Origin of the sequence: Mesorhizobium sp. B2-9-1 (genome assembly GCF_006439455.1) — a bacterium.
Taxonomy (GTDB): Bacteria; Pseudomonadota; Alphaproteobacteria; order Rhizobiales; family Rhizobiaceae; genus Mesorhizobium.
In genome coordinates, this window is record NZ_VFTP01000007.1 from 173,483 (window position 1) to 196,151 (window position 22,669).

Genomic DNA, 22,669 nt, shown 5'->3' on the forward strand with positions numbered 1-22,669 from the left:
TCAGGGCCTTCCAGGTGTATGGGTCAGGCCGAGCGCCATGCCTGTCTGCGGCGGACGTGCCTGCGATGCGTCCGGCACGATGCGCGGCAGGGCTGACTGCTCCTCGCTCTCCGCGCCGGTTTCCAGCGCATGGCGCATCTCGGCATCGGCGAGATTGCCGGCCTCGATCACGCCCCATTCGCGCCAGCCGCGCCGCCGCAGCGAGGCGATGCGCAGGCCCTGGCCTTCAAAGCCGACATAGAGCGAGACCAGCAGCGACAGCAGCGATCCGGCTCCTTTGAGCCCGAGCCTTTCGCCAGCCCCCGACAGGATCGCCATGACGATGAAGGTCAGGGTCGCCTCGATCCACATCCGGTGCCAGGCAAGCCAGAGCGGCGCGACCAGGAAACCCAGCCAGGTGAAGCTGTCGCGCACGAAAATTGCGTCCTCGGCTTTGTTGCCGGCCGGCGGCGCCATCACGACATAGATCGCCATAGGGCTATCCTTTCAGGGACCCCTTGGTGGAGGGAACCGCGTCGGGCTGGCGCGGATCGGGCTCAAGCGCTGCGCGCAACGCCCGCGCCACCGCCTTGAAGCAGGTTTCGGCGATGTGATGGTTGTTGGCGCCGTAATGGTTGGTCACATGCAGCGTGATGCCGGCATTCTGCGCCAGCGCCTGGAAGAATTCCCGCACCAGCTCGGTGTCGAACGTGCCGATCTTCGGCGACGAAAAGCCCACATTCCAGACCAGGAAGGGTCGGCCGGACACGTCGATCGCCGCCCTGGTCAGCGTCTCGTCCATGGCAATGTCGATCGAGGCATAGCGCATGATGCCGCGCCGTTCGCCCAGCGCCTCGCTCAGCGCCTGGCCGATCGCAATGCCGGTGTCCTCGACCGTGTGGTGATCGTCGATATGCAGGTCGCCCTTGGCCTTGACCGTCATGTCGATCAGCGAATGCCGCGACAGCTGGTCGAGCATATGGTCGAAGAAGCCGACGCCGGTCGAAATGTCGGATTCTCCCTTGCCGTCGACGTCGACGGAGACCGAAATCTCGGTTTCCTTGGTCTTGCGGCTGACTTCGGCCGAACGCGTCATCGCTTTGTCCTTGTTGCCCTGCTTGGAGGCGCCAGGGCTTGAAAACGAAAGCCTTCTATCAGCATGATCCGGCGATTGCCAGTTGCCATTCCAGCCGCTATCGGCTGGGCCTGAGGTGGTTTGCAATCGTTGGCCCTATGCATACATATGACCGATCAAACTCACTCGTACCGCGCCAATCGCCTTTTCAAGGGATAGCGCGCATCGGAGCTCAAATGTCGAATGAACTCACCATGCACGCCACGACCATCATCAGCGTGCGCAAGGGCAACAAGGTCGTGATCGCCGGCGACGGCCAGGTCAGCCTCGGCCAGACGATCATGAAGGGCAACGCCCGAAAGGTCCGCCGGATCGGCAAGGACGGCAGCGTCATTGCCGGCTTCGCCGGCGCTACCGCCGACGCCTTCACCCTGCTCGAGCGGCTCGAAGCCAAGCTCGAACAATATCCGGACCAGCTGACGCGCGCCTGCGTCGAACTCGCCAAGGACTGGCGCACCGACCGCTATCTACGTCGGCTGGAAGCCATGATGCTGGTCGCCGACAAGTCGGTCTCGCTGGCGCTGACCGGCAATGGCGACGTGCTGGAGCCCGAACATGGCGTCATGGCCATCGGCTCGGGCGGCAATTACGCGCTGGCCGCGGCCCGTGCGCTGATCGACACCGACAAGGATGCCGAGCAGATCGCCCGCAAGGCCATGCAGATCGCGTCCGACATCTGCGTCTACACCAACAACAATTTCGTCGTCGAAACGCTTGATGCCGCCTGAACGACCATGACCCCGAACCGAAGGACCGCGAAAGCGAAAGGTGGCCGCCGGTTTTCGGACAAGATCATGGTCGAACCAGCAGATACATATGATTTTCGGCCGGTCACGGAAAAGGACCTGCCGATGATCGCCGGTTGGCTGCGCGAGCCGCATGCCGCCCAATGGTGGGACGCTCCGGACAAGGAGATCGCCGAGATCCGCGAGCATATCGATTCGGTTTCGGTGGAACCGCTGGTCGTCGAGCTCGACGGCAGGCCGATCGCCTATCTGCAGAGCTATGATCCGCATATGGAGGACGACCATCCCTATGCCGACCAGCCCTTCGGCACGGTGGGTATCGATCTCACGATCGGCCCGCCGGAACTGGTCGGGGTCGGCCATGGCTCGGCCATCGTGCGCCAGTTCGTCGAGGAGCTTTTGGAGGAAGGCGCGCCGCGCGTCATCATCGATCCGCATCCCGACAATGGCCGCGCCATCCGCGCCTATGAGAAGGCCGGCTTCAGGGCGATCGGGCGCAGGCATTCGCAATATGGGGATGTCGTGCTGATGGCCGTCGATGCGGCCGACGACGATGAACATCTGGGGGACTGATTGAATGACCGCATCCGGAGGGGACAAGACGCTTTCGGCCTATGAAGACAGCTGGCGCATGGGGCTGCTGCTCGTGCTGGCTTTGATCATCTTCCAGGCAGGCGCCTTGTACGCCATGGGCCACCCGCCGATCTGCACCTGCGGCTACGTCAAGCTCTGGCACGGCGTGGTCAACAGTTCGGAGAATTCTCAGCACATCGCCGACTGGTACACCTTCTCGCACATCATCCACGGCTTCCTGTTCTATGCGCTGGCCTGGGCGCTGTTCCCGCGCTCGCCGGTGGGCTTAAGGCTCGCCTTCGTCGTACTCATCGAAGGCGGCTGGGAGATCCTCGAAAACAGCCCCTTCATCATTGACCGCTATCGCGCCGGCACCATCTCGCTCAACTATTACGGCGACTCGATCATCAACTCGGTGTCCGACACGCTGTTCATGGCGCTGGGATTTGTGATGGCGCGAAAGCTACCTATATGGGTGATCGTGGCCCTGGCGCTCATCTTCGAGCTCGGCACGGGCTACATCATCCGGGACAATCTGACGCTCAACGTGATCATGCTGCTGCATCCGTTCGAGTCCATCAAACAGTGGCAAAGTGGAATTTGAGTAAATGAGCACCTTCTCTCCCCGCGAAATCGTTTCGGAACTCGACCGCTTCATCATCGGCCAGAAGGACGCCAAGCGCGCCGTGGCCATTGCCTTGCGCAACCGCTGGCGCCGCCAGCAACTGGAAGGCCAGATGCGCGAAGAGGTGATGCCGAAGAACATCCTGATGATCGGCCCGACCGGCGTCGGCAAGACCGAGATCTCGCGGCGTCTGGCGCGGCTCGCCGGCGCGCCCTTCGTCAAGGTCGAGGCGACCAAGTTCACCGAGGTCGGCTATGTCGGACGCGATGTCGAGCAGATCGTGCGCGACCTCGTCGAGGTCGCCATCGGCCTGGCGCGCGAGAAGATGCGCGAGGACGTCGCCGCGCGCGCCCAGATCAACGCCGAGGAACGCGTGCTGGAAGCCCTCGTCGGCAAGACGGCGAGCCCGGCGACCCGCGACTCCTTCCGCAAGAAGCTGCGCGACGGCGAGCTCGACGACAAGGAGATCGAGATCGAGGTGGCCGACACCGGCACCGGCGGCATGCCCGGCTTCGAGATTCCCGGCATGCCGGGCGCCAATGTCGGCGTGCTCAACATCAACGACATGCTGTCGAAGGCGATGGGCGGCCGCAGGACCAAGACCCGCAAGACCACGGTGCGCGATTCCTATGCGCTGCTGGTCAACGACGAGTCCGACAAGCTGCTCGATCAGGACGAGGTGGTGCGCAGGGCGCTGGAATCGGCCGAGAATGACGGCATCGTCTTCCTCGACGAGATCGACAAGATCGCGGCCAGGAGCGACATTTCGGGCGGTCCGTCGCGTGAAGGCGTGCAGCGCGACCTGCTGCCGCTGGTCGAAGGCACCACGGTCGCGACCAAATATGGGCCGATCAAGACCGACCATATATTGTTCATCGCTTCGGGCGCCTTCCATGTCTCCAAGCCGTCCGACCTGCTGCCCGAGCTGCAGGGCCGCCTGCCGATCCGTGTCGAGCTGCGCGCGCTGGAGAAGGCGGATTTCATCCGCATCCTCACCGAGACCGAGGCTAGCCTCATCAAGCAGTATATCGCGCTGATGAAGACCGAAGGCGTCGAGCTGACCTTCACCGACGACGCCATCGATTCGCTCGCCGGCATCGCCGTCGACCTCAACGCCAGCGTCGAGAACATCGGCGCCCGGCGCCTGCAGACGGTGATGGAGCGCGTGCTGGACGAGATTTCCTACGACGCACCCGACCGCCACGGCACGGCCGTCACCATCGACGCCGCCTATGTCGAGAAGCATGTCGGCGACCTGTCTAGAAACACCGACCTGTCGCGGTTCATCCTCTGAGTTCCTAGTTCCCCTACACAGGGAGTGAACATCAGCGCAAACGCCGGGGATTGGTTGAAGCCGCCCCAACGTCGTCATTCTATGGCGGAGCAAGGAGCGAAGCGACGCGGCGCAGACCCTGGAATCAATGCCGCGACTTGGAAGCGTCGCCACGGTGCAGAATTCTGCTCCGTTGCACGCCTTGGCGAAGGTAACGGCATGGATTCCAGGGTCTTCGCGACGGAGCTTCGCTCCTGCTCCGCCCTGGAATGACGATCGCGATGGGCGTTTCGGCCAATCTCCAACGCGTGCCACCTGCCAATGCAACAGAGCCGACCGGTCAAATCCCTGTGTTGTGCCACTAGTTCGGGCCGGCTCTCGTAGCCGACCCGAAACGGCCCTCCGGTGCCCCGGCTTCCGGCCCGCCTGAAAACGCCCTTCCAATCCAAAGTGTGGCCAAATGGAAGCATCTGGCCACCATTTTCGCTGACAGCTCGAAGCCTTCTCTCGACTCTGCCATGCGCTTTACCTAGTTTGCCGCGCATTCGAAGGCGGCGGCGTATGAAGAAACTTATCCTGCTTTTTCTCGGCATGGCCCTGGCGGCGGCGGTGGCAACCGCCGATGCCGCGACCATCGTGCCCCCAGGCAACCGCAACAGCGCGCAGCCGGATATTCCAGGCGCCTCCAGCCGGCGCACCCAGGCCACCAACACCACCTTCCAGGCCAAGTACCGCAAGGTCTACGCGCTCTTGCAGAACGATGCCGAGCTGCGCGGCAAGATCAGGAAGGCGGCAGCGGCCTACGGCATCGATCCCATGCATATCGTCGGCGCTATCGTCGGCGAGCATACCTACAATGTCGACGCTTACGACCGCCTGCAGACCTACTACGTCAAGGCGATCTCCTATTTGTCGAGCAAGCTCTCCTTCGCCTATCACGGCGAGGACGTCTCGGATTTCATCCAGCGGCCGGAATTCGAGAAATGCGCCGGCATGGACGACAGCTACGACCTTTGGGAATGCCGCGAGCAGGTGTGGAACCGCGCCTTCCGCGGCAAGAGCGTCGGCGGCGAGGACTTCCCCAACGACCGTTTCGGCGCCACCTTCTTCCAGCCCTATTATGCCGGCCAGACCTTCGGCCTCGGCCAGCTGAACCCGCTGACCGCGCTGCAGATGAGCGACCTCGTGCACAAGGTCTCGGGCCTGCCCAGGCTCGACGTCGGCGATCCCAACGCGGTCTACAAGACCATCATGGACCCGGACCTGACGCTGCCTTACGTCGCCGCGACCATCAGGAAGTCCATCGACGCCTACCGCGGCATCGCCGGCTTCGACATCTCGAAAAATCCGGGCCTCACCGCCACGCTCTACAATGTCGGCAACCCCGAAGAGCGCGCTTATGCGCTGAAGGCCGAGAACGAAAAGCGCCGCGCCGCCGGCGAGCCGGAAAAGCTGCCCGAAGAAAATTATTACGGCTGGTTGGTCAACGACAAGCTGGATGAGCTGAAGGCACTGTTTTAGGCGTCACGTTCGCGCTGCCCCTCAAGGCCCGCGACCCATCCCTTCGTCATTCTAGGGCGGAGCAAGGAGCGAAGCGACGCGCGCAGACCCTAGAATCCATGCCGTGACATCGGTCGTAGAATGCCAATGGTCCAGAATAGCCGCTAATGGCTGCGCCAGCTAAGATCGCTCCATGACCGGCTATGTCTACATGACCGCAAGCCAGAAAGGCGGCACGATCTATATCGGTGTCACCAACGACCTTGCTCGCCGGATGCCGGAGCACAAGACTGGCCAAGGCTCCAGCTTCACCAGCCGCTACGGTGTGCAGCGTCTGGTCTGGTACGAGGAGTATTTCGATATCGCCGATGCCATTCAGCGTGAGACGTCATTGAAGCGCTGGCCACGACGATGGAAGGTCGAGCTGATCGAGAAGAGCAATCCTGAATGGTTCGAGCTCTTTCGTGGAATTGGCTGGTGGGCGTTCTAAACCGTGGCGGCTCTCAACCGTCACGGCATGGATTCTAGGGTCTGCGCGCGTCGCTTCGCTCCTTGCTCCGCCCTAGAATGACGAAGGATACGCCGGCAGGCAGATGAGGGGCAGCGCCGCGATCAGCAATTGGCGCGACAGCTCAAGCTGCCAGCAGCGACTTCAGCTTGACCGCTTGCGAGCCGAGCGCTTCCGGCGCCGGGCTCGCCCGCTTGGCGATCAGCATTTCCGCCAGCCGGATGTCGCGCGCCACCGCATTGCCGGGGCCGATGCCGCTGGCGGCGACCAGCCTTCCGTCCTCGGCCAGGTGGAACAGGATGAAGGCGCCGTCGTCGAGATCGCGCCGCACGATCGAACGGCCCTCGTCCGACAGCCCGGCGATCTGCAGGGTCAGCCCGTACTGATCCGACCAGAACCACGGCACGGCGGCATGCACCTCTTCGCCGCCCAGTATGTTCTTCGCGGCTAAGGCGCCCTGTTCCTGCGCGTTGCGCCAGGCTTCGAGGCGCACGCGCCGGCCGCCATAGACGGCGAGCGGGAACGAGCAGCAATCGCCCGCGGCGAAGATATCCGGGTCGGCGGTGCGCAATTGCTCGTCGACCGCGATGCCGTTGTCGATGGCCAGCCCCGCCTCGGCGGCAAGCGCGGTCACCGGCACGGCGCCGATGCCGATCACCGCGAGATCGGCGACGACCCTCTGCCCGTCGGCCAGCGTGATGCCGACCTCCTTGCCGTCGTCGTCAATCGCCGCAATCCCCTGGCCGGTGCGGATCGCAACGCCCTCGGCCTCATGCGCCTTGTGGATGATCTCGGCGATTTCGGCCGGCACGCCGCGCATCAGGATGCGCGGCTGCGCCTCGATGACGGTGACGGCGGCGCCTGGCTTGCGCGCCGCAGCGGCAAGCTCGAGGCCAATGAAGCCGCCGCCGATAATGGCGACGCGGTTGCCGGCGCTGAGATGAGCGCGAATGGCCAAAGCGTCGTTGAACGTCCTGAGATAGACGCAACGGCCGCCGAGACCCGGCATCGGCAGCTTGCGCGGCACGGATCCGGTCGCCAGCAAAAGCTTTTCATATGGCAGGGAGGATCCGTCCGACAGTTGCACGACATGCGCGGCACGATCGATCGCGACGGCCCGGACGGAATGGATGTGGCGGATCGCGCGCTCGGCGAACAGCGCGTCGGTGGCGATCGCCTTGATGGCCGGCGCCTCGCCGGTCATCGCTTCCTTCGACAGCGGCGGCCGCTCATAGGGCAGATGCGGCTCGTCGCCGACCAGCGTGACCGGCCCTTCGAAGCCGAGATCGCGCAAGGCGAGCGCGGCGCGCCCGCCGCATTCGCCGGCTCCGATGACCACCATTCCTCCCGTCATCAGCGTCACCCGACCTGAACAAGAACTTTGCCGGCGTTGACCTTGACCGGATAGGTCCTGAGGCTGACGCAGACCGGCGCGCCTCTTGCATCGCCGGTCTTGTAGTTGAAGCGGCCATTGTGCTTCGGGCATTCGATGATGTCGTCCATCACCAGCCCGTCGGCCAAATGCACCTTTTCATGCGTGCACAGCCCGTCGGTCGCGAAATATTCGTCGTCCGGGCTGCGGTAGATGGCGAAGGTGCGGCCTGCATGGTCGAACCGCATCACGTCCTCCTCATCGATGTCTCCGGCCGCGCAGGCCTCGACCCAGTCGCTCATCTCGTCCTCCGCGAAAATCGGTTGGTTAAGCTCTTCGGCAGATCATTCGGCCGCGGCCGCCACCGGATTGTCGTTGTGCAGCTCTTCCCGGTAGGGCCTCGCCGTCGGCGGCAGCGCGCGCTTGAGGAAATAATCCTCGTTGCGCAGCTGGCGCAGGAAGGCCGGGATCATCTCGCGATAGCCGGCCAGGATCGACGGCGTCGGCGCCGGCAGGTCATGTTTGATCATCTCATGCAGCTTCGGCAGCGCGTGATAAGGCACCATCGGGAACATGTGATGCTCCACATGGTAGTTCATGTTCCAGTAGATGAAGCGGCTGACCGGGTTCATGTAGACGGTGCGGCTGTTCAGCCGGTGATCGATGACGTTCTCGGCCAGCCCGCCATGCTGCAGCAGTCCGGTCATGACGTGATGCCAGGCGCCGTAGAGGCGGGGCAGGCCGATCAGCATCAGCGGCAGCCAGGAATGCAGATAGAGCGCCAAGGCGATCGTCGCGATGTAGATGGCGAGCCATATGCGGGCGACGCGGATGGCCTTCGGCTGTTCCTGTTCGGGGATGAAGGTCTTTTCCGCCGCGCTGATGAGGCCGACAGCATTGCGCACCATGTCGGTCATCGCATGCCAGGCATCGAGAATGCCGAAAAAGTTCAACACGACGCGCAGCAGGTCCGGCGGCCGCATGACGGCGATCTCGGGATCGCGCCCGACGATGATGGTGTCGGTGTGGTGGCGTGTATGGCTCCAGCGCCATGTCACCGGATTGCGCATGATCATGAAGCAGGCGAGCTGGTAGACGGCGTCGTTCATCCATTGGGTGCGGAAGGCCGTGCCATGGCCGCATTCGTGCCAACGGGAATCGGTCGAGGAGCCATAGAGCGTGCCATAGACGAAGAAGAACGGCACGCACCACCAGCTACCCCAGAACCAGGCGCCGCCCGCACCGCTGAGGATCAGCGCGCCGAGCCAGATGATGGTGTCGCGGATCGCCGGCTGGTCGGAGCGCTGCATCAGCTCCTTCATCTGCTTGCGCGGGATCTCGGTATGGTACCACTCGGCCGCCGCCAGCCCGTTCTCGACCGCGAGCTGGGCGTCGCGGCCGGTCAGGCTGTAGTCGCGTGGCGACGCCGACGTCATGGCCGTCATTGAGGTTCCTCCAACAGCGCCTGGCGAACGGATTTAGCAGGTCTGGGCCCGTTCATGGCCGGCTTCCACTTCACCATACCGCCGGCTCATGATAGCCTCAACGTCAGGAAGATAGTTTCTATCATTTCCTATCAGGATGAGATATGCTGAGTCGGACAAGCAATGGAGCATTCATGGCAAAGCGGCCGACCATTAGCGATCTCGCGCGCGTCTCGGGCGTCAGTGTCGCCACCGTCGACAGGGTGCTGAACAGCCGCCTGCCGGTACGCGAGGAGACGGCGCGCCGGGTGTATGAGGCCGCCACCGAGATCGGCTACCACGCGGCGGGGCTGATCAAGCAGCGCATGCGCCAGGAATTGCCGGAATACCGGCTCGGCTTCCTGCTGCTGAGGGGCAATGACGTCTTCTATGGCGATTTTGCCAGGGAGCTCGAGCTGGCGGTTTCGCAATCGCAACGTTTCCGCGGCACTGCCGCGATCGACTTCGCCACGTCGCTGGCGCCCGATGAGATTGCAGGCCAGATGCGCAGGCTGGCGGCCAAGTCGAGAGCCATCGCCGTTGTCGGCCCGGATCACCCGACGCTGACGGCGGTGGTGGAGGCGCTGAAGGCGAGGGGGCAGCCGGTCTTCTCGCTGCTGTCCGATTTCGCCGCCGGCATCCGCGAGGGCTATGTCGGTCTCGACAACCGCAAGGTCGGACGCAGCGCCGCATGGATGATCGCCAAGGCCGCCAGGAAGCCGGGCAAGGTGGCGCTCTTCGTCGGCAGCCACCGCTTCCATGGCCACGAGCTGCGCGAGATCGGCTTCCGCTCCTATTTCCGCGAGCACGCGCCGGATTTCACAGTGATGGAGACGCTGGTCAACCTCGAGGCCAATGACGTGACGCATGACGCCATGCTCGATCTTCTGGCGCGCCATCCCGATCTTGCCGGTTGCTATGTCGCCGGCGGCGGCATGGAAGGCGCCGTCTCGGCGCTGAGGACGGCGAACCCGGCGGATATGCCGGTCGTCATCTGCAACGAGATCAACGCCGTCTCGCGCGCAGCACTTGCCGACAACATCCTCACCATGGTGATCTCGACGCCGCTCTCCGCGCTCTGCCGGGAGCTCCTGGGGCTGATGGCCCATGCCATCGAAAGCGGCGCCGCCAATGCGCCGGGGCAGACCTTCCTGCCCTTTGACATCTATCTGCCGGAAAACATCTAGAAGCTCCAGCGCAGGGATTTTGATCGGTCGCCCGTTTAACGTTGGCAGGTGGCACGCGTGGAGATTGGCCGAAACGCCCATCGCGTCGCTCCGCCATAGAATGACGAGGTTGGGAGCGGCTTCAGCCAATTCCCGGCGTTTGCGATGGAGCCGATGTGAAAGAATCCATCAGGCTGATGGATTCTTTCATGGCGATTTGCTCCGATTCGGACTCAGCTTTCGACGATCGTGGCCTTCGTCACGGCGATCTGGACCGAAAAACCGGCCAATCTCGTCGGAATCGCCCTTGACGTTTCCAAAACGAAATGGAATAAATATTTCACCAACTAGGCTTTTTGGTTCTTTCGTTCCGGGAGCGTCTGCACGAACGGAGGAAGAGGCGTTCCAGTCGGATTGGCGACGCCGCATGGCCGCAGGGAGAGATTCCCCGGGCAAACCGGGGATTCCGGTTCAAATGGGTGCAGCCGGACACCAAGTGGAGGAGAATAAAATGAAGAAACTGCTTTTGGGCGTCGCGCTTTCGGCGCTGATGTGCTCATCCGCCTTCGCCGCCAAGATCGGCGTTTCGATGGCCAAGTTCGACGACAACTTCCTGACCGTGCTGCGCAACGGCATGATCGCGCAGGCCAAGGGCATGAGCGGTGTCGAATTGCAGGTCGAGGATGCGCAGAACGACGTGGCCAAGCAGCTCGACCAGATCAAGAACTTCGCCGCCTCGGGCGTCGACGCCATCATCGTCAATCCGGTCGACACCTCGGCCACCCAGGCAATGTCGGACGCGGCCGCCGCGGCCAAGATCCCGCTGGTCTATGTCAATCGCCAGCCGGTCAATGTCGACTCACTGCCGGACAACCAGGCTTTCGTCGCGTCGAACGAGGCGGAATCCGGCACGCTCGAGACTAAGGAAGCCTGCCGCCTGTTCAAGGAAGCCGGCAAGAAGGAAGCCAATGTCTACGTGATCATGGGCGAGCTCTCGAACCAGGCCGCGGTGCAGCGCACCAAGGACATCGAGGAAGTCATCGCCACGCCGGACTGCAGCTTCATCAAGATCATCGACAAGCAGACCTCGAACTGGGATCGTGACCAGGCGCAGAACCTGATGACCAACTGGCTGTCGTCGGGCAAGGCGTTCGACGGCGTCATCGCCAACAACGACGAAAGCGCCATCGGCGCCATCCAGGCGATGAAGGCCGCCAACATCGACATGAAGGCGGTGGTCGTCGGCGGCGTCGACGCCACGCAGGACGCGTTGGCCGCGATGCAGGCAGGCGATCTCGACGTGACTGTCTTCCAGGACGCTGCCGGCCAGGGCGCCGGCGCGCTCGACGCGGCGCTGAAGCTCGCCAAGGGCGAAAAGGTGGAACACAAGGTCTATATCCCGTTCCAGCTCGTCACTCCGGCGAACATCGACAAGTTCTTGAAGAAGAACTGAGGCGCGCCGGCGCAATTCCAGGAACGGTTTTCGGTACGGAATTGCGTGAAGACAAACCGCGGGGTGGTGCCGCGACGCATCGGACTGGCTGAAGTCGGGTGCTGGCGAAGCGGCGCCGCTCTGTTCCTCTCCCGCCCGACAGGGCGGGAGAACGGGGCGCGGTCATTCGGAGGAAGAAGACGTGTCACAGACATCGCATGGCATTGGCGGATTGAGCTATGACGCCAAGAAGCGCCCATGGCCGGCCGAGTTCAACGTGTTCCTGGCGCTGGTCATCCTCGTCGTCGCCTTCGAGCTGATAGGCCGCGTCTTCCTCGGCGACAGCTTCCTGTTCAACACGCGCGAGAATGTGTCGGGCCTCTTCAACGAGCAGCGCCTGCAGATCATCATCCTGCAGGTCTCGATCGTCGGCATCATCGCCATCGGCGTCACCCAGGTCATCATCTGCGGCGGCATTGATCTGTCCTCGGGCTCGATCGTCGGCGCCACCGCCATGATCGCCATGAGCTTCGCGCAGGTTGCGACCGTCAACGGCAATCCCAATCCCAAGGCGATGTTCATCGATTATGGCTGGACCGACCTGCCGGTTATCGTGCCGGTGCTGGTCGCGATCGGCTGCGGACTGATCGCCGGCCTGATCAACGGCCTGTTGATCGCCTATACCCGCATTCCGCCTTTCATCGCCACGCTCGGCATGATGGTCACCGCGCGCGGCATTGCCAAATGGTGGTCGAAGGGGCAGCCGATCTCGTTCCCGACCGACAGTTTCGCGGCCATCGGCAAGGGCCTGATGCCTGTCGTCATCTTCATCTCGCTGGCGCTCCTGTTCCAGCTTATCCTGAGCTATACGAAATACGGCAAGCATTGCTACGCCATCGGCTCCAACGAGGATGCCGCGCGCATGTCGGGCATCAAGATCGCCAACCACAAGGTGCTGGTCTACGCCATCGCCGGCATCCTCGCCTCGCTCGCCGCCGTGGTGCTCTGCTCCAAGAACCTTACCGCCCAGGCCGGCATGGGCGTCATGTACGAGCTCGACGCCATCGCCATGGCGGTCATCGGCGGCGTTTCGCTGTCGGGCGGCCGCGGCTCCATCATCGGCACCGTCATCGGCTCGCTGATCTTCGGCGTCATCATTTCCGGCTTCACCTTCCTGCGCCTCGACGCCTACTATCAGGAGATGGTCAAGGGCGTGATCATTGTCGGCGCGGTCGTTCTCGATCAATGGCGCCAGCGCCGCCGCGCGATAGGAGCTTGACCATGTCCGACATCGTTTTGAAGACCGAAAACCTCACCAAGCATTATGGCGGCGTGCACGCCTTGCAGGAGGCGAATTTCGAACTGCGCAAGGGCGAGCATGTCGCCATCATGGGCGACAACGGCGCCGGCAAGTCGACCTTCGTGCGCCAGATCACCGGCGTCGAGCAGCGCACCGACGGCAAGATCTGGTTCGACGGCAAGGAAGTGAACTTCGCCGGCCCGATCGAGGCACGCGAGGCGGGCATCGAGACCGTGTTCCAGAACCTTGCGCTGGCCGACGATCTCGACGTGCCGTCGAACCTGTTCCTTGGGCGTGAGAAGGTGCTCTTCAACCTCGGGCCGTTCTCGATCCTCGACCGCAAGGCGATGCGCAAGGCGACCGAGGCGGCGCTGATCCGCACGGCGGTGAAGATCCCCAATCTCTCCAGCACCATCCGCCATATGTCCGGCGGCCAGCGCCAATGCGTCGCGATCGCCCGGACCGCGACCTTCGCCTCCAAGCTGATCATCATGGACGAGCCGACGGCAGCCCTCGGCGTGCAGGAAACCGCGCAGGTCGAAAACATCATCCGTACGCTGAAGGAAAACGGCGAGCCGCTGATCCTGGTCAGCCACAACATGCGCCAGGTGTTCGATCTGGTCGACCGCATCGTCGTCTTCCGCCGCGGCAAGATCGTCGCCAACCTGCGCAAGCAGGACACCGACGGCAACGACATCGTCGCCTACATCACCGGCGCCAAGACCGGACAGGCGGAACTGCAGGCCGCCTGACGGACGCCGCAACGGGCGCTGCGACGGGATCAATCAATCATCCGCGCCGGCCGGCGCGGACAGCTTTCTGAATCACCTCAAAGGATCTTCCATGACTCTCCGCTTCGCTCTTCTCGGCGCCGGTCGTATCGGCAAGGTGCATGCCCGCGCCGTCGGCTCAAATCCGCAGGCAAAACTGGTTGCCGTGGCGGATGCCTTCGAGAAAGCGGCGACTGAGCTCGCCTCCGCCTACGGCGCCGAAGTGCGCACGATCGATGCCATCGAGCAGGCCAAGGACATCGACGCCGTCATCATCTGCACGCCGACCGACACCCATGCCGATCTGATCGAGCGCTTCGCCAAGGCCGGCAAGGCGATCTTCTGCGAGAAGCCGATCGATCTCTCCGTTAAGCGGGTCGAAAAATGCCTGGCCGTTGTCGAGAAGACCAAGGCCACGCTGATGGTCGGCTTCAACCGCCGCTTCGACCCGCATTTCGCTGCCGTCCGCAAGGCGATCGACGACGGCGCCATCGGCACGGTCGAGATGGTCACCATCACCTCGCGCGATCCAGGCGCCCCGCCGCTCGACTACATCGCCCGCTCCGGCGGCATTTTTCGCGACATGACCATCCATGATTTCGACATGGCGCGCTTCCTGCTCGGCGAGGAGCCGGTGGCCGTCAGCGCCCATGCCTCGGTGCTGGTCGACAAGAAAATCGGCGAAGCCGGCGATTTCGACTCGGTCAGCGTCATCCTCGAAACCGCCTCCGGCAAGCAGGCCGTCATCTCCAATTCGCGCCGCGCCACCTATGGCTATGACCAGCGCATCGAGGTGCATGGCTCCAAGGGCATGGTCGCTGCCGAGAACCAGCGCCCGGTGTCGATCGAGCTCGCCAACGACAAGGGCTACACCCGCCCGCCGCTGCACGACTTCTTCATGACCCGCTATCTCGACGCTTATGCCAACGAGATCGCGGCTTTCATCACGGCAGCGACGTCGGGCAAGAAAGCAGCGCCGAGCGGCAAGGATGGGCTGATCGCGCTGAAACTGGCCGACGCGGCCTTGCAGTCGGCCAAGACAGGCAAGACCATCCGCGTCGATTAAATCACGGGCGAGCGTTTGAGGACGGTCAGGTTGTCGGACTGCGGGGTCTAGTGATTAGCCGGAGCATCCCTCACGTCGTCATTCTATGGCGAAGCAAGGAGCGAAGCGACGCGGCGCAGACCATAGGATCCATGCCGTTACATCTGAGCGATGCTAACGGTGCAAAATTCTGCTCCGCTGCGTTCTTCGACTGGCGTCACGGAATGGATCCTAGGGTCTTCGCGACGGAGCTTCGCTCCTGCTTCGCCCTAGGATGACGACGTAGAGGATGGGGCGAGGCACCGAGAAACGATCGGAACCTCAATGAACCTCGAAGTCCATTGGTAGTCAAAAACACAGGAGCACAGCGATGAACGGTTTGGCCGGTCGCAATTCACAAACGCGCGCCATCGTCACCGGCGGCGCGCAGGGCATCGGCTTCGCGGTTGCGGAAGCCTTGGCCGACGAGGGCTGCCGCGCACTGGCGCTGATCGGCCGCTCGCAGGAAAAGGGCGACAGGGCGGTCGCGGCGCTTAAGAAGAACGGCGTCGACGCCATCTTCATCAGCGCCGACGTCGCCAAGGTCGCCGACTGCAAGCACGCTGTCGAGACCGCGATCAAGCACTTCGGAACGCTGAACGCGCTGGTCAACGCCGCCGCCACGTCCGCGCGGGGGTCGTTGGTGGAGACCTCGGAAGAACTCTTCGACCAGATCTTCGACACCAACGTGCGCGGACCCTTCTTCCTGATGCAGGGTCTTGTCGCGCATCTCCTGGAGCGCAAGGCTCCGGGCTCGATCGTCAACGTGCTGTCGATGTCGGCCCATGCCGGCCAGTCCTTCCTCACGCCGTATTCGACCAGCAAGGGCGCGCTGATGACGCTGACCAAGAACGTCGCCAGCTCCTATCGGAAGAACCGCATCCGCTGCAACGCCGTGCTGCCCGGCTGGATGGACACCGAGGGCGAGGCGATCGTGCAGAAGAAATGGCATGGCGCGCCGGACGACTGGCTGGAGAAGGCCGAGGCCGCGCAGCCCATGGGCCAGCTGGTCAAGCCGGCTCAGCTTGCCCGGCTGATCACCTACATGCTGAGCCCGCAGGCCGGCGTCATGACCGGCTCACTGGTCGACTATGATCAGAACATCGCCGGGGTGGTCGGCGAGTAGTCACAGGGGAGTCTGGCGGCGACGCAAGTTACTTCGTCATCCACGGGCGGAGCAAGGAGCGAAGCGACGCGGCGTAGACTCGAGGATCCATGCCGCGACTGCAGAGCGTTGCTGCGGTCCAGAATTATGCATCGCCGCGCTCTTCGGCCAAGGTAACGGCATGGATTCCAGGGTCTTCGCGACGGAGCTTCGCTCCTGCTTCGCCCTGGAATGACGAAATCGCGAAGGTTCGGCCCCACCCCGAAATCGCCAGCCTCAACAGGCACGTGACAAACCCCAACGCTTCGACTATATGAGCCGTATGATCTACCTGACCGCCTCGTTTTGGTACTTTAGCTACGGTAGCTCGCTGGCGGCGGGAGGATTGCGCTCGATCTGAAAACTCCAGATCAAAAATCCGACAAGCCGCCAGACCTGGCGGCTTTTTTGTTTCAGCCGGCAGGTCTCCTAAACCAGGAGCAGAAAGCCGTGTTGACCACCACAGACGACCTTCGGGTCACCGAAATCAGGGCCCTGAGCGCGCCGGACGAGGTGATGCGCGAGATACCGCGCTCGCTCACCGCGACGCGTACCGTCGCCGCCTCGCGCAACGCCATCCATTCCATCCTTTCGGGGGCCGACGATCGACTGCTTGTCATCGTCGGCCCATGTTCCATCCACGATCCGGTCGCGGCCGTTGACTATGCCAGCCGTCTGGCGGCGCTGCGCGAGGCCCTGGCCGACCGGCTCGAGATCGTCATGCGCGTCTATTTTGAAAAGCCGCGCACCACGGTCGGCTGGAAGGGCCTGATCAACGACCCGGACCTCGACGGCAGCTTCAACATCGAAAAGGGGTTGCGCATGGCGCGCAACGTTCTGTCGGCCGTCAACAATCTCGGCCTGCCGGCGGCGACCGAGTTCCTCGACATGACCATCCCGCAATACATCGCCGACCTCGTCGCCTGGGGCGCGATCGGCGCGCGTACAGCCGAAAGCCAGATCCATCGCGAGCTGGCCTCGGGCCTGTCCTGTCCGGTCGGCTTCAAGAACGGCACCGACGGCAATCTCAGGATCGCCGGCGAAGCGGTGAAGTCCGCCGCCCAGCCGCATCATTTCATGGCGGTGACCAAGGGCGGCCGCAGCGCCATTGCGGCAACCACCGGCAACGAGGATTGCCATGTCATCCTGCGCGGTGGCATCGCGCCGAACTATGATGCCGCAAGCGTCGAGGCCGCCGCGGCCGAGCTCGTCCGCATCGGCGTCGCGCCGCGGCTGATGATCGACGTCAGCCACGCCAACAGCGCCAAGAAGCCGGAGAACCAGCCGAAGGTCGCGCATGACGTGGCGGGCCAGGTTGCCGCGGGCGACGAGCGCATCATCGGCGTCATGATCGAGAGCAATCTCGTCGCCGGCCGGCAGGACGTCGTGCCCGGCAAGCCGCTGGTCTACGGCCAGAGCATCACCGACGGCTGCATTGACTGGGCGACCACGGAAACGGTGCTGCACGGCCTCGCTGGCGCGGTCGAATGGCGCCGATCGGTGAAGCGCGAAATGCTCGCCAACCGGCAGGGTGCGGCTTGAGCGAAATGGAGAGGGCGGCGATCACGCCGCCCTCAACCCTTCCCAGGCGGTGAATATCGAAACGGCAAACAGCAGCAGCCCCGCTGCGCGGCCTGCAAATGTGGTTGCCTTCGGATTGTCGACCAGCAGGCTCCGGCTGCGCCCAGCTGTAACGGCGAGCCCGCCATAGATCGCGGCCTGCGTGGCGACCGTCAGCAATCCCATGATTGTCGCCTGCATCCAGATCGGGCCGTAAGCCGGCTTCAGGAATTGCGGATAGACGGCAAGGATGAAGAGATAGGCCTTCGGATTGATCAGGCAGGTGACCAGGCCCTGGCGAAACGCCTTCCAGGCCGAGCGGCTCCCCGATGGTGCGTTGTCGCCGACGGTGATCGAGCTGCGCATCAGCGAAATGCCGATATAGGCCATGTAGGCGGCGCCGGCGATCAGCAGCGGCGTGAACAGGATCGGCACGAAATGCATGAGCAGCCCGACGCCGATCGCGCCGTTCAGCGTGTGCACAGCGCCGCCCAGCATGATGCCGGCGGTCGCGGCCAGACCTCTGTTGCTGCCGCCGGACAGCGCATTGGCCAGCACGAACAGCATGTCCATGCCCGGAACGGCGATGATGCCGAACAGAAGCACGAAGAACAGCCAGAGATTTTCGCCATAGCTCATGTCAGTTGCCTGTCGCATTATCCGCCTGCACGCAAAGGAATCTGTTGCTTTTCAAGCGGGTAGGCGGCCCTATAGGGCATTCCAACTGACGGGGGTGTGTCAGTTGCATTCCAGCCGGGTGAGAAAATGCGCAAGGCCTCGCGCCTGTTCGAGATCATCCAGATCCTGCGGCTGGCCAGGAAGCCGGTGACGGCGGCGACGATTGCCGAGCGGCTGGAAGTGACCGTACGCTCGGTCTATCGCGACATCGCGGCCTTGCAGGCGATGCGCGTGCCGATCGAGGGCGGGCGCGGCATCGGCTACATCTTGCGACCAGGCTTCGACCTGCCGCCACTGATGTTTTCCATCGAGGAGATGGAAGCGATCGTCCTGTCGCTGGCGTTGCTGGAGCGCACCGGCGATGACGAGCTCAAGCAGGCGGCGAAACGCGTCGGCGCTAAGATCGCCGGCGCCGTACCGCCGCCTTTGCGGCAGACCCTCGACGCCAACGCCCTCCATGCCTGGGGCTTTGCAGCACCCTCCGCTTCCGCCGTCGACCTCGCTTTGGTCCGCCGCGCCATCCGCGACGAGGAGAAACTAAGCCTTTCCTATCGCGACGAGGCGGGACGTCCGACCGGCCGCATCATCCGTCCGGTCGCGCTGATCTATTATGCCGAGACGGCCAACATCGTCGCCTGGTGCGAGTTGCGGCAGGCCATCCGCAATTTCCGCAGCGACCGCATCGAGGATTGCCGGGCGGCCGGCCAATGGTTCAAGGGCGAAGGCGACCGGCTGCGGCAGGTGTGGGTCGACGGCTGGGAGATCAATGTCCCGGTGGCGGCCGGCAACTGACGCGTTGCCGGCCTTGTATCTCAGGGGACGATGCCGCGGCAGGCCCAGGCGACATTGGCGACGGATCGCGGGCCATCGGGTCGGCCGGCTTGATAGGCATCGCGGACGGCGGCCTCGACACGCTCCCGCTCGGCCGCGTCCAGTGTCATGTATCTGCCGAGCGGGCCTTCGCCGGCGCCGATCGGCGCCCAGAAGTCGTCGAAATCCGCGTAATCCATGCGGATCATCAGCTCGGCCTCCGTGACATCGGCCAGGCCTTGCTCGACAAAGGTCCGCTTCATCTCGCCCGGCTGCACCATCGGCTGGAAGCAATAGCGGCTGCGCATCTGGCGCCCGCTTTCGCTGAGCGCCGCAACTGTGTCGATCATCATGCGCATGGCGGTCATGCCGCCATAATGGTCCCAGACCACGGCCGCGACCACGCCGCCCGGCCGCGTCACGCGGCGCATCTCGGCCACCGCCTTGCCGGCCTCTGGCACGAAGTGCAGCACCAGCAGCGCCAGCGCGCGGTCGAACACATTGTCGTCGAACGGCAGGGCGGTGGCATCCGCCTGCTGGATGGTGACGCGCGGGTCGGTGTTCCTCTCCTTCGCCGCCGCGACGAAGACCGGCGAGAAGTCGATGGCCTGGATCTCGGCGAGATCGCCTGACTTCGCCAGCTCAAAGGTGAGGCTGCCGGTGCCGCAACCGACGTCGAGGACTTTTTCGCCGCCGGCCAGACCGGCGAAATCGATGAACTTGGGCGCGAGCCGGCGGCTCCAGCGTCCCATAAGTTGCTCATAGCCGGACGCCGCCTGAACGGTGAAACTTGATGTCATCCCGCCCTCCCTTCGCTGAGGTCAGCCTAGACGTCCACGGAAGCCGTGCCAAGCAGCGAAAGCAGCGGATCGTTCCGTGACCGCACACAAGCGTAGGCCCTGGCGGCCCAGCACGTTGCCGGGATTGTGCACAGAAGCTAATATGGCGCCGAACCCTCGCGAACATTGGGGGACGGGGTGAGCAAGATCCTGATTTGCGGTGGAGGCATAATCGGGTTGTGCACGGCGACCATGCTTGGCCGCGACGGTCATGACGTGACGGTCCTCGAGGCCGATCCGGCGGACCGGCCTTCGAGTTCCATTCAAGGATGGGACTGGGAGCGCCCCGGCGTTGCGCAGTTCAGGCAGCCTCACAACCTCAGCTCGCGTTTCCGGATAGTCGCCGATCAGGAGCTGCCGGGGCTGACGGAGATATTGCTGCGCGCCGGCTGCGTCTGGATGGACTTCTTCGATCCTCGATCGTTGCCCCCGACACTGACGGACAGGGCGCCCCGCCCGGGCGACGAAGCCATGCGCTTCGTCACCGGCCGGCGGCCGGTGATCGAATGGGCCACGGCCGAGATGGCGCAAGCTGCGCCCAATGTGACCGTCCGGCGGGGGATCAAGGTTCGCGAGCTGATCACGGGCGCCTCAGCCATTCCTGGCGTGCCGCATATTGCCGGCGTTCGAACGACGTCCGGCGAGGACATTGGCGCCGACCTGGTGATCGATGCGATGGGGCGGCGAAGCCCTGCCTGCGAATGGATCGTCGGGGCGGGAGGCCGCAGTCCGAGCGAGGAAGCCGAGGACAGCAATTTCGTCTATTTCACCCGCTATTTCACGGGCAGGCAGCGGCCGCGCCGAAAGGGCCGCCTGCTCACGCCGATGGGGTTGTTCTCGATTCTCACGCTGGATGGCGACAACGACACCTGGTCGGTAACCCTGTTCACCTCGGCGAGAAACAAGGCCATGCGCGCTTTGCGCGACACCGCCACGTTTCACCGTGTCGTCATGGCATGTCCGATGCAGGCCCATTGGCTTGACGGCGAGCCGATCACGCATGTCCTGCTGATGGCTGGCGTTCTCGACCGCTACCGGCGGTTTGTCGTCGACGGCCAGCCTGTCGTCACCGGGTTTGCGGCTGTGGCCGACGCCTGGGCCTGCACCAATCCGTCCGCCGGGCGGGGGTTGAGCGTCGGCCTTCTGCACGCGCAGGTGCTCAGGAATGTCGCTCGCCGGCACATCGGCGACCCTGCCGAATTCTCGCGGGAATACGATGCCGAGACCGAACGCCAGGTCGGGCCGTTCTATCGCAACCAGATCGCCGCCGACCGTGCCCGGATCGCGGAGATGGACGCCCTGGCGGACGGCCTTCCTGTTCCGCCGCCGAATCCGGTCATGGCCCGGCTTTTCGCCGCCGCAAGCGAGGATGCCGACGTGTTTCGCGGCGTGATCGAGATCGCCATGTGCGTTTCGCTGCCGCAGGACGTCGTCGCCAGACCGCATGTCGCGGCAAAACTGGCCGAACTGGACGGTCGCCCCTTGCCGCCGAATCCCAACGTCATCGATCGCGACCGTATGGCATCCCTGCTTGCCGGCTGAGCTTTTCGCAATCCAGCGTCGACGGGCGGGATAAAGGCTTATCGGACGACGAAGGCTTCGCTCACGCAGGCGCCGTTTTGCCGGTCGAGAGAGCGTCGAACACTTCGCCCGTTTCGGCCACGAGCGTTCGCACCAGTTGTCCGGCGGGAAGCTCCCTGTTCAGGGCCGCCGCCTGCCCATAGAGATGGAAGGCGAAATCCTTGTCGCCGCCGAGCGGAGCGCTGAGCGCGACCATTTGCGGGAAGTCCGGAAGGGGCACCCTGCGCTCCTCCATTTCCAGGGCGTAGCGGGTGCGCCTCGCCCGCGCCGCGCGGCCAGTGAAGGCATCGGTGACCATCGTGTCCATGTCGGTCGCCGCGCGGATCAGGGCGCGGCGCGGTGCGTCCGTGCCGGCTTCGTCGCAGGACAGGAAGCCGGTGCCGATCTGCACGCCGCTGGCGCCAAGCGCGAAAGCGGCCGCTATGCCGCGGCCGTCGGCGATCCCTCCCGCGGCAATGACCGGGAGCTCGACGGCATCGACGACCTGGGGAACCAGCGCCATCGTTCCGACGCCGTCGCCAGGACCGTTGGGAGCATGCGAACCGCGGTGGCCTCCCGCCTCCCAGCCCTGGGCTATGACCGCGTCGGCTCCACCGTCGGCGAGCTTGCGTGCCTCGGCGACATTCGTCGCGGTGCCGATGATTGCGATCCCAGCTTGCTTCAGCCTGCCGACGGCAGCCGCTTCCGGAATGCCGAAATGAAAGCTCACGACCGGCGGGCCGATCTCGAGCAGCAGTTCAAGCTTTTCTTCGTCGAAACCCGGTCCGATCGGCGGAAGCCTCCGCGAGGGTTCGCCGAGCGACAGCTCCTCGTAATAGGGCCGCAACCTGTCGATGACCTGGGTCAGCACGGCGTCGCCGGTGTCGGGCCTGGGAAAAACAAAGAAGTTGAGGTTGAAGGGACGCCCGGTCAAGGCGCGCATTTGGCGCGCAACGTAGCGCAGGCCATCCGGCAGCATCGATGCGCATCCGAGCGACCCAAGCCCACCGGCACTGCTCACCGCGGCGGCGAGTTCCGGCGTCGCCGAGCCCGCCATCGGCGCCTGGATGATCGGATGCTCGATCTTGAAAAGATCGCATAAACGGCGGTTTGGCCACATGAGCGTTTTTCCTGTTGGGAAGGAACACGCAC

Annotated in this window: 23 protein-coding genes; 15 read left to right on the forward strand and 8 right to left on the reverse strand. The window is 63.9% G+C overall.

The window, feature by feature from the left end:
* Positions 1-474, reverse strand: a complete 474-nt coding sequence (locus FJW05_RS15725; RefSeq protein ID WP_140633656.1) for a DUF2628 domain-containing protein — start codon at positions 472-474, stop codon at positions 1-3.
* 4 nt (positions 475-478) lie between these two features.
* Positions 479-1,075 carry an imidazoleglycerol-phosphate dehydratase HisB gene (hisB, locus tag FJW05_RS15730; RefSeq protein WP_140633659.1) on the reverse strand — a complete coding sequence of 199 codons (597 nt, stop codon included), beginning with the start codon at positions 1,073-1,075 and terminating at the stop codon, positions 479-481.
* Between the two features lie 215 nt (positions 1,076-1,290).
* On the opposite strand from hisB, the gene hslV reads away from it, so the two are divergent.
* The 6 genes from hslV (at position 1,291) to FJW05_RS15760 (ending at position 6,321) form a co-directional block, all read left to right on the forward strand.
* The gene (gene hslV / locus FJW05_RS15735; RefSeq protein WP_140543275.1) at positions 1,291-1,842 is read left to right on the forward strand and encodes an ATP-dependent protease subunit HslV; all 552 of its coding nucleotides are present in this window, start codon (positions 1,291-1,293) and stop codon (positions 1,840-1,842) included.
* A gap of 66 nt (positions 1,843-1,908) precedes the next feature.
* Complete coding sequence (locus FJW05_RS15740) at positions 1,909-2,433, forward strand: GNAT family N-acetyltransferase (protein ID WP_140633662.1); 525 nt, start codon at positions 1,909-1,911, stop codon at positions 2,431-2,433.
* A gap of 4 nt (positions 2,434-2,437) precedes the next feature.
* Entirely contained in the window at positions 2,438-3,037 is a 600-nt protein-coding gene (locus FJW05_RS15745) for a DUF2585 domain-containing protein (protein ID WP_140633665.1), read from the forward strand.
* 4 nt (positions 3,038-3,041) lie between these two features.
* Entirely contained in the window at positions 3,042-4,352 is a 1,311-nt protein-coding gene (gene hslU, locus FJW05_RS15750) for an ATP-dependent protease ATPase subunit HslU (protein WP_140633668.1), read from the forward strand.
* A gap of 540 nt (positions 4,353-4,892) precedes the next feature.
* Positions 4,893-5,852 (forward strand): DUF1402 family protein, encoded by a 960-nt coding sequence (locus tag FJW05_RS15755; RefSeq protein WP_140633671.1) that lies wholly within the window; start codon positions 4,893-4,895, stop codon positions 5,850-5,852.
* Between the two features lie 172 nt (positions 5,853-6,024).
* Positions 6,025-6,321: a GIY-YIG nuclease family protein gene (locus FJW05_RS15760; RefSeq protein WP_140633674.1), complete on the forward strand. Its 297-nt coding sequence runs from the start codon at positions 6,025-6,027 to the stop codon at positions 6,319-6,321.
* 142 nt (positions 6,322-6,463) lie between these two features.
* Here the strand turns inward: FJW05_RS15760 and FJW05_RS15765 are convergent, their stop codons facing one another.
* The 3 genes from FJW05_RS15765 to FJW05_RS15775 are packed head-to-tail and all read right to left on the reverse strand — an operon-like array spanning position 6,464 to position 9,147.
* The gene (locus FJW05_RS15765; protein ID WP_140633677.1) at positions 6,464-7,693 is read right to left on the reverse strand and encodes an FAD-dependent oxidoreductase; all 1,230 of its coding nucleotides are present in this window, start codon (positions 7,691-7,693) and stop codon (positions 6,464-6,466) included.
* 5 nt (positions 7,694-7,698) lie between these two features.
* A complete protein-coding gene (locus FJW05_RS15770; RefSeq protein ID WP_140633680.1) occupies positions 7,699-8,013 on the reverse strand; it encodes a MocE family 2Fe-2S type ferredoxin in 315 nt (104 codons plus the stop codon).
* Between the two features lie 42 nt (positions 8,014-8,055).
* Positions 8,056-9,147, reverse strand: coding sequence for a fatty acid desaturase family protein (locus FJW05_RS15775; protein WP_140633809.1), 1,092 nt, complete (start codon positions 9,145-9,147; stop codon positions 8,056-8,058).
* 182 nt (positions 9,148-9,329) lie between these two features.
* Here FJW05_RS15775 and FJW05_RS15780 point away from each other — a divergent pair, with 182 nt between their 5' ends.
* The 7 genes from FJW05_RS15780 (at position 9,330) to FJW05_RS15810 (ending at position 17,612) form a co-directional block, all read left to right on the forward strand.
* A complete protein-coding gene (locus tag FJW05_RS15780) occupies positions 9,330-10,361 on the forward strand; it encodes a LacI family DNA-binding transcriptional regulator (protein ID WP_140633683.1) in 1,032 nt (343 codons plus the stop codon).
* A 490-nt stretch (positions 10,362-10,851) separates the two neighbouring features.
* Entirely contained in the window at positions 10,852-11,793 is a 942-nt protein-coding gene (locus FJW05_RS15785; protein ID WP_140633686.1) for a sugar ABC transporter substrate-binding protein, read from the forward strand.
* Between the two features lie 181 nt (positions 11,794-11,974).
* Positions 11,975-13,051 (forward strand): ABC transporter permease, encoded by a 1,077-nt coding sequence (locus FJW05_RS15790; RefSeq protein WP_095768206.1) that lies wholly within the window; start codon positions 11,975-11,977, stop codon positions 13,049-13,051.
* A 2-nt stretch (positions 13,052-13,053) separates the two neighbouring features.
* The gene (locus FJW05_RS15795; protein ID WP_140543283.1) at positions 13,054-13,824 is read left to right on the forward strand and encodes an ATP-binding cassette domain-containing protein; all 771 of its coding nucleotides are present in this window, start codon (positions 13,054-13,056) and stop codon (positions 13,822-13,824) included.
* 91 nt (positions 13,825-13,915) lie between these two features.
* Positions 13,916-14,908 (forward strand): inositol 2-dehydrogenase, encoded by a 993-nt coding sequence (gene iolG, locus FJW05_RS15800; RefSeq protein WP_140633688.1) that lies wholly within the window; start codon positions 13,916-13,918, stop codon positions 14,906-14,908.
* A gap of 349 nt (positions 14,909-15,257) precedes the next feature.
* On the forward strand, positions 15,258-16,052 hold the full coding sequence (locus tag FJW05_RS15805; protein ID WP_140543285.1) for an SDR family oxidoreductase: 795 nt from the start codon (positions 15,258-15,260) through the stop codon (positions 16,050-16,052).
* 468 nt (positions 16,053-16,520) lie between these two features.
* Positions 16,521-17,612: a 3-deoxy-7-phosphoheptulonate synthase gene (locus FJW05_RS15810; protein WP_140633691.1), complete on the forward strand. Its 1,092-nt coding sequence runs from the start codon at positions 16,521-16,523 to the stop codon at positions 17,610-17,612.
* Between the two features lie 21 nt (positions 17,613-17,633).
* On the opposite strand, the gene FJW05_RS15815 is transcribed toward FJW05_RS15810, so the two are convergent.
* Positions 17,634-18,269 carry a LysE family translocator gene (locus FJW05_RS15815; protein WP_140633694.1) on the reverse strand — a complete coding sequence of 212 codons (636 nt, stop codon included), beginning with the start codon at positions 18,267-18,269 and terminating at the stop codon, positions 17,634-17,636.
* 126 nt (positions 18,270-18,395) lie between these two features.
* Between FJW05_RS15815 and FJW05_RS15820 the strand changes: the two genes are divergently transcribed.
* Complete coding sequence (locus tag FJW05_RS15820) at positions 18,396-19,100, forward strand: YafY family protein (protein WP_140633697.1); 705 nt, start codon at positions 18,396-18,398, stop codon at positions 19,098-19,100.
* A gap of 20 nt (positions 19,101-19,120) precedes the next feature.
* On the opposite strand, the gene FJW05_RS15825 is transcribed toward FJW05_RS15820, so the two are convergent.
* Complete coding sequence (locus tag FJW05_RS15825; protein ID WP_140633700.1) at positions 19,121-19,918, reverse strand: class I SAM-dependent methyltransferase; 798 nt, start codon at positions 19,916-19,918, stop codon at positions 19,121-19,123.
* 177 nt (positions 19,919-20,095) lie between these two features.
* Here FJW05_RS15825 and FJW05_RS15830 point away from each other — a divergent pair, with 177 nt between their 5' ends.
* Positions 20,096-21,499: an FAD-dependent oxidoreductase gene (locus tag FJW05_RS15830; RefSeq protein WP_140633703.1), complete on the forward strand. Its 1,404-nt coding sequence runs from the start codon at positions 20,096-20,098 to the stop codon at positions 21,497-21,499.
* Between the two features lie 61 nt (positions 21,500-21,560).
* Here the strand turns inward: FJW05_RS15830 and FJW05_RS15835 are convergent, their stop codons facing one another.
* Complete coding sequence (locus tag FJW05_RS15835; RefSeq protein ID WP_140633705.1) at positions 21,561-22,637, reverse strand: nitronate monooxygenase; 1,077 nt, start codon at positions 22,635-22,637, stop codon at positions 21,561-21,563.
* Positions 22,638-22,669 lie beyond the last annotated feature (32 nt).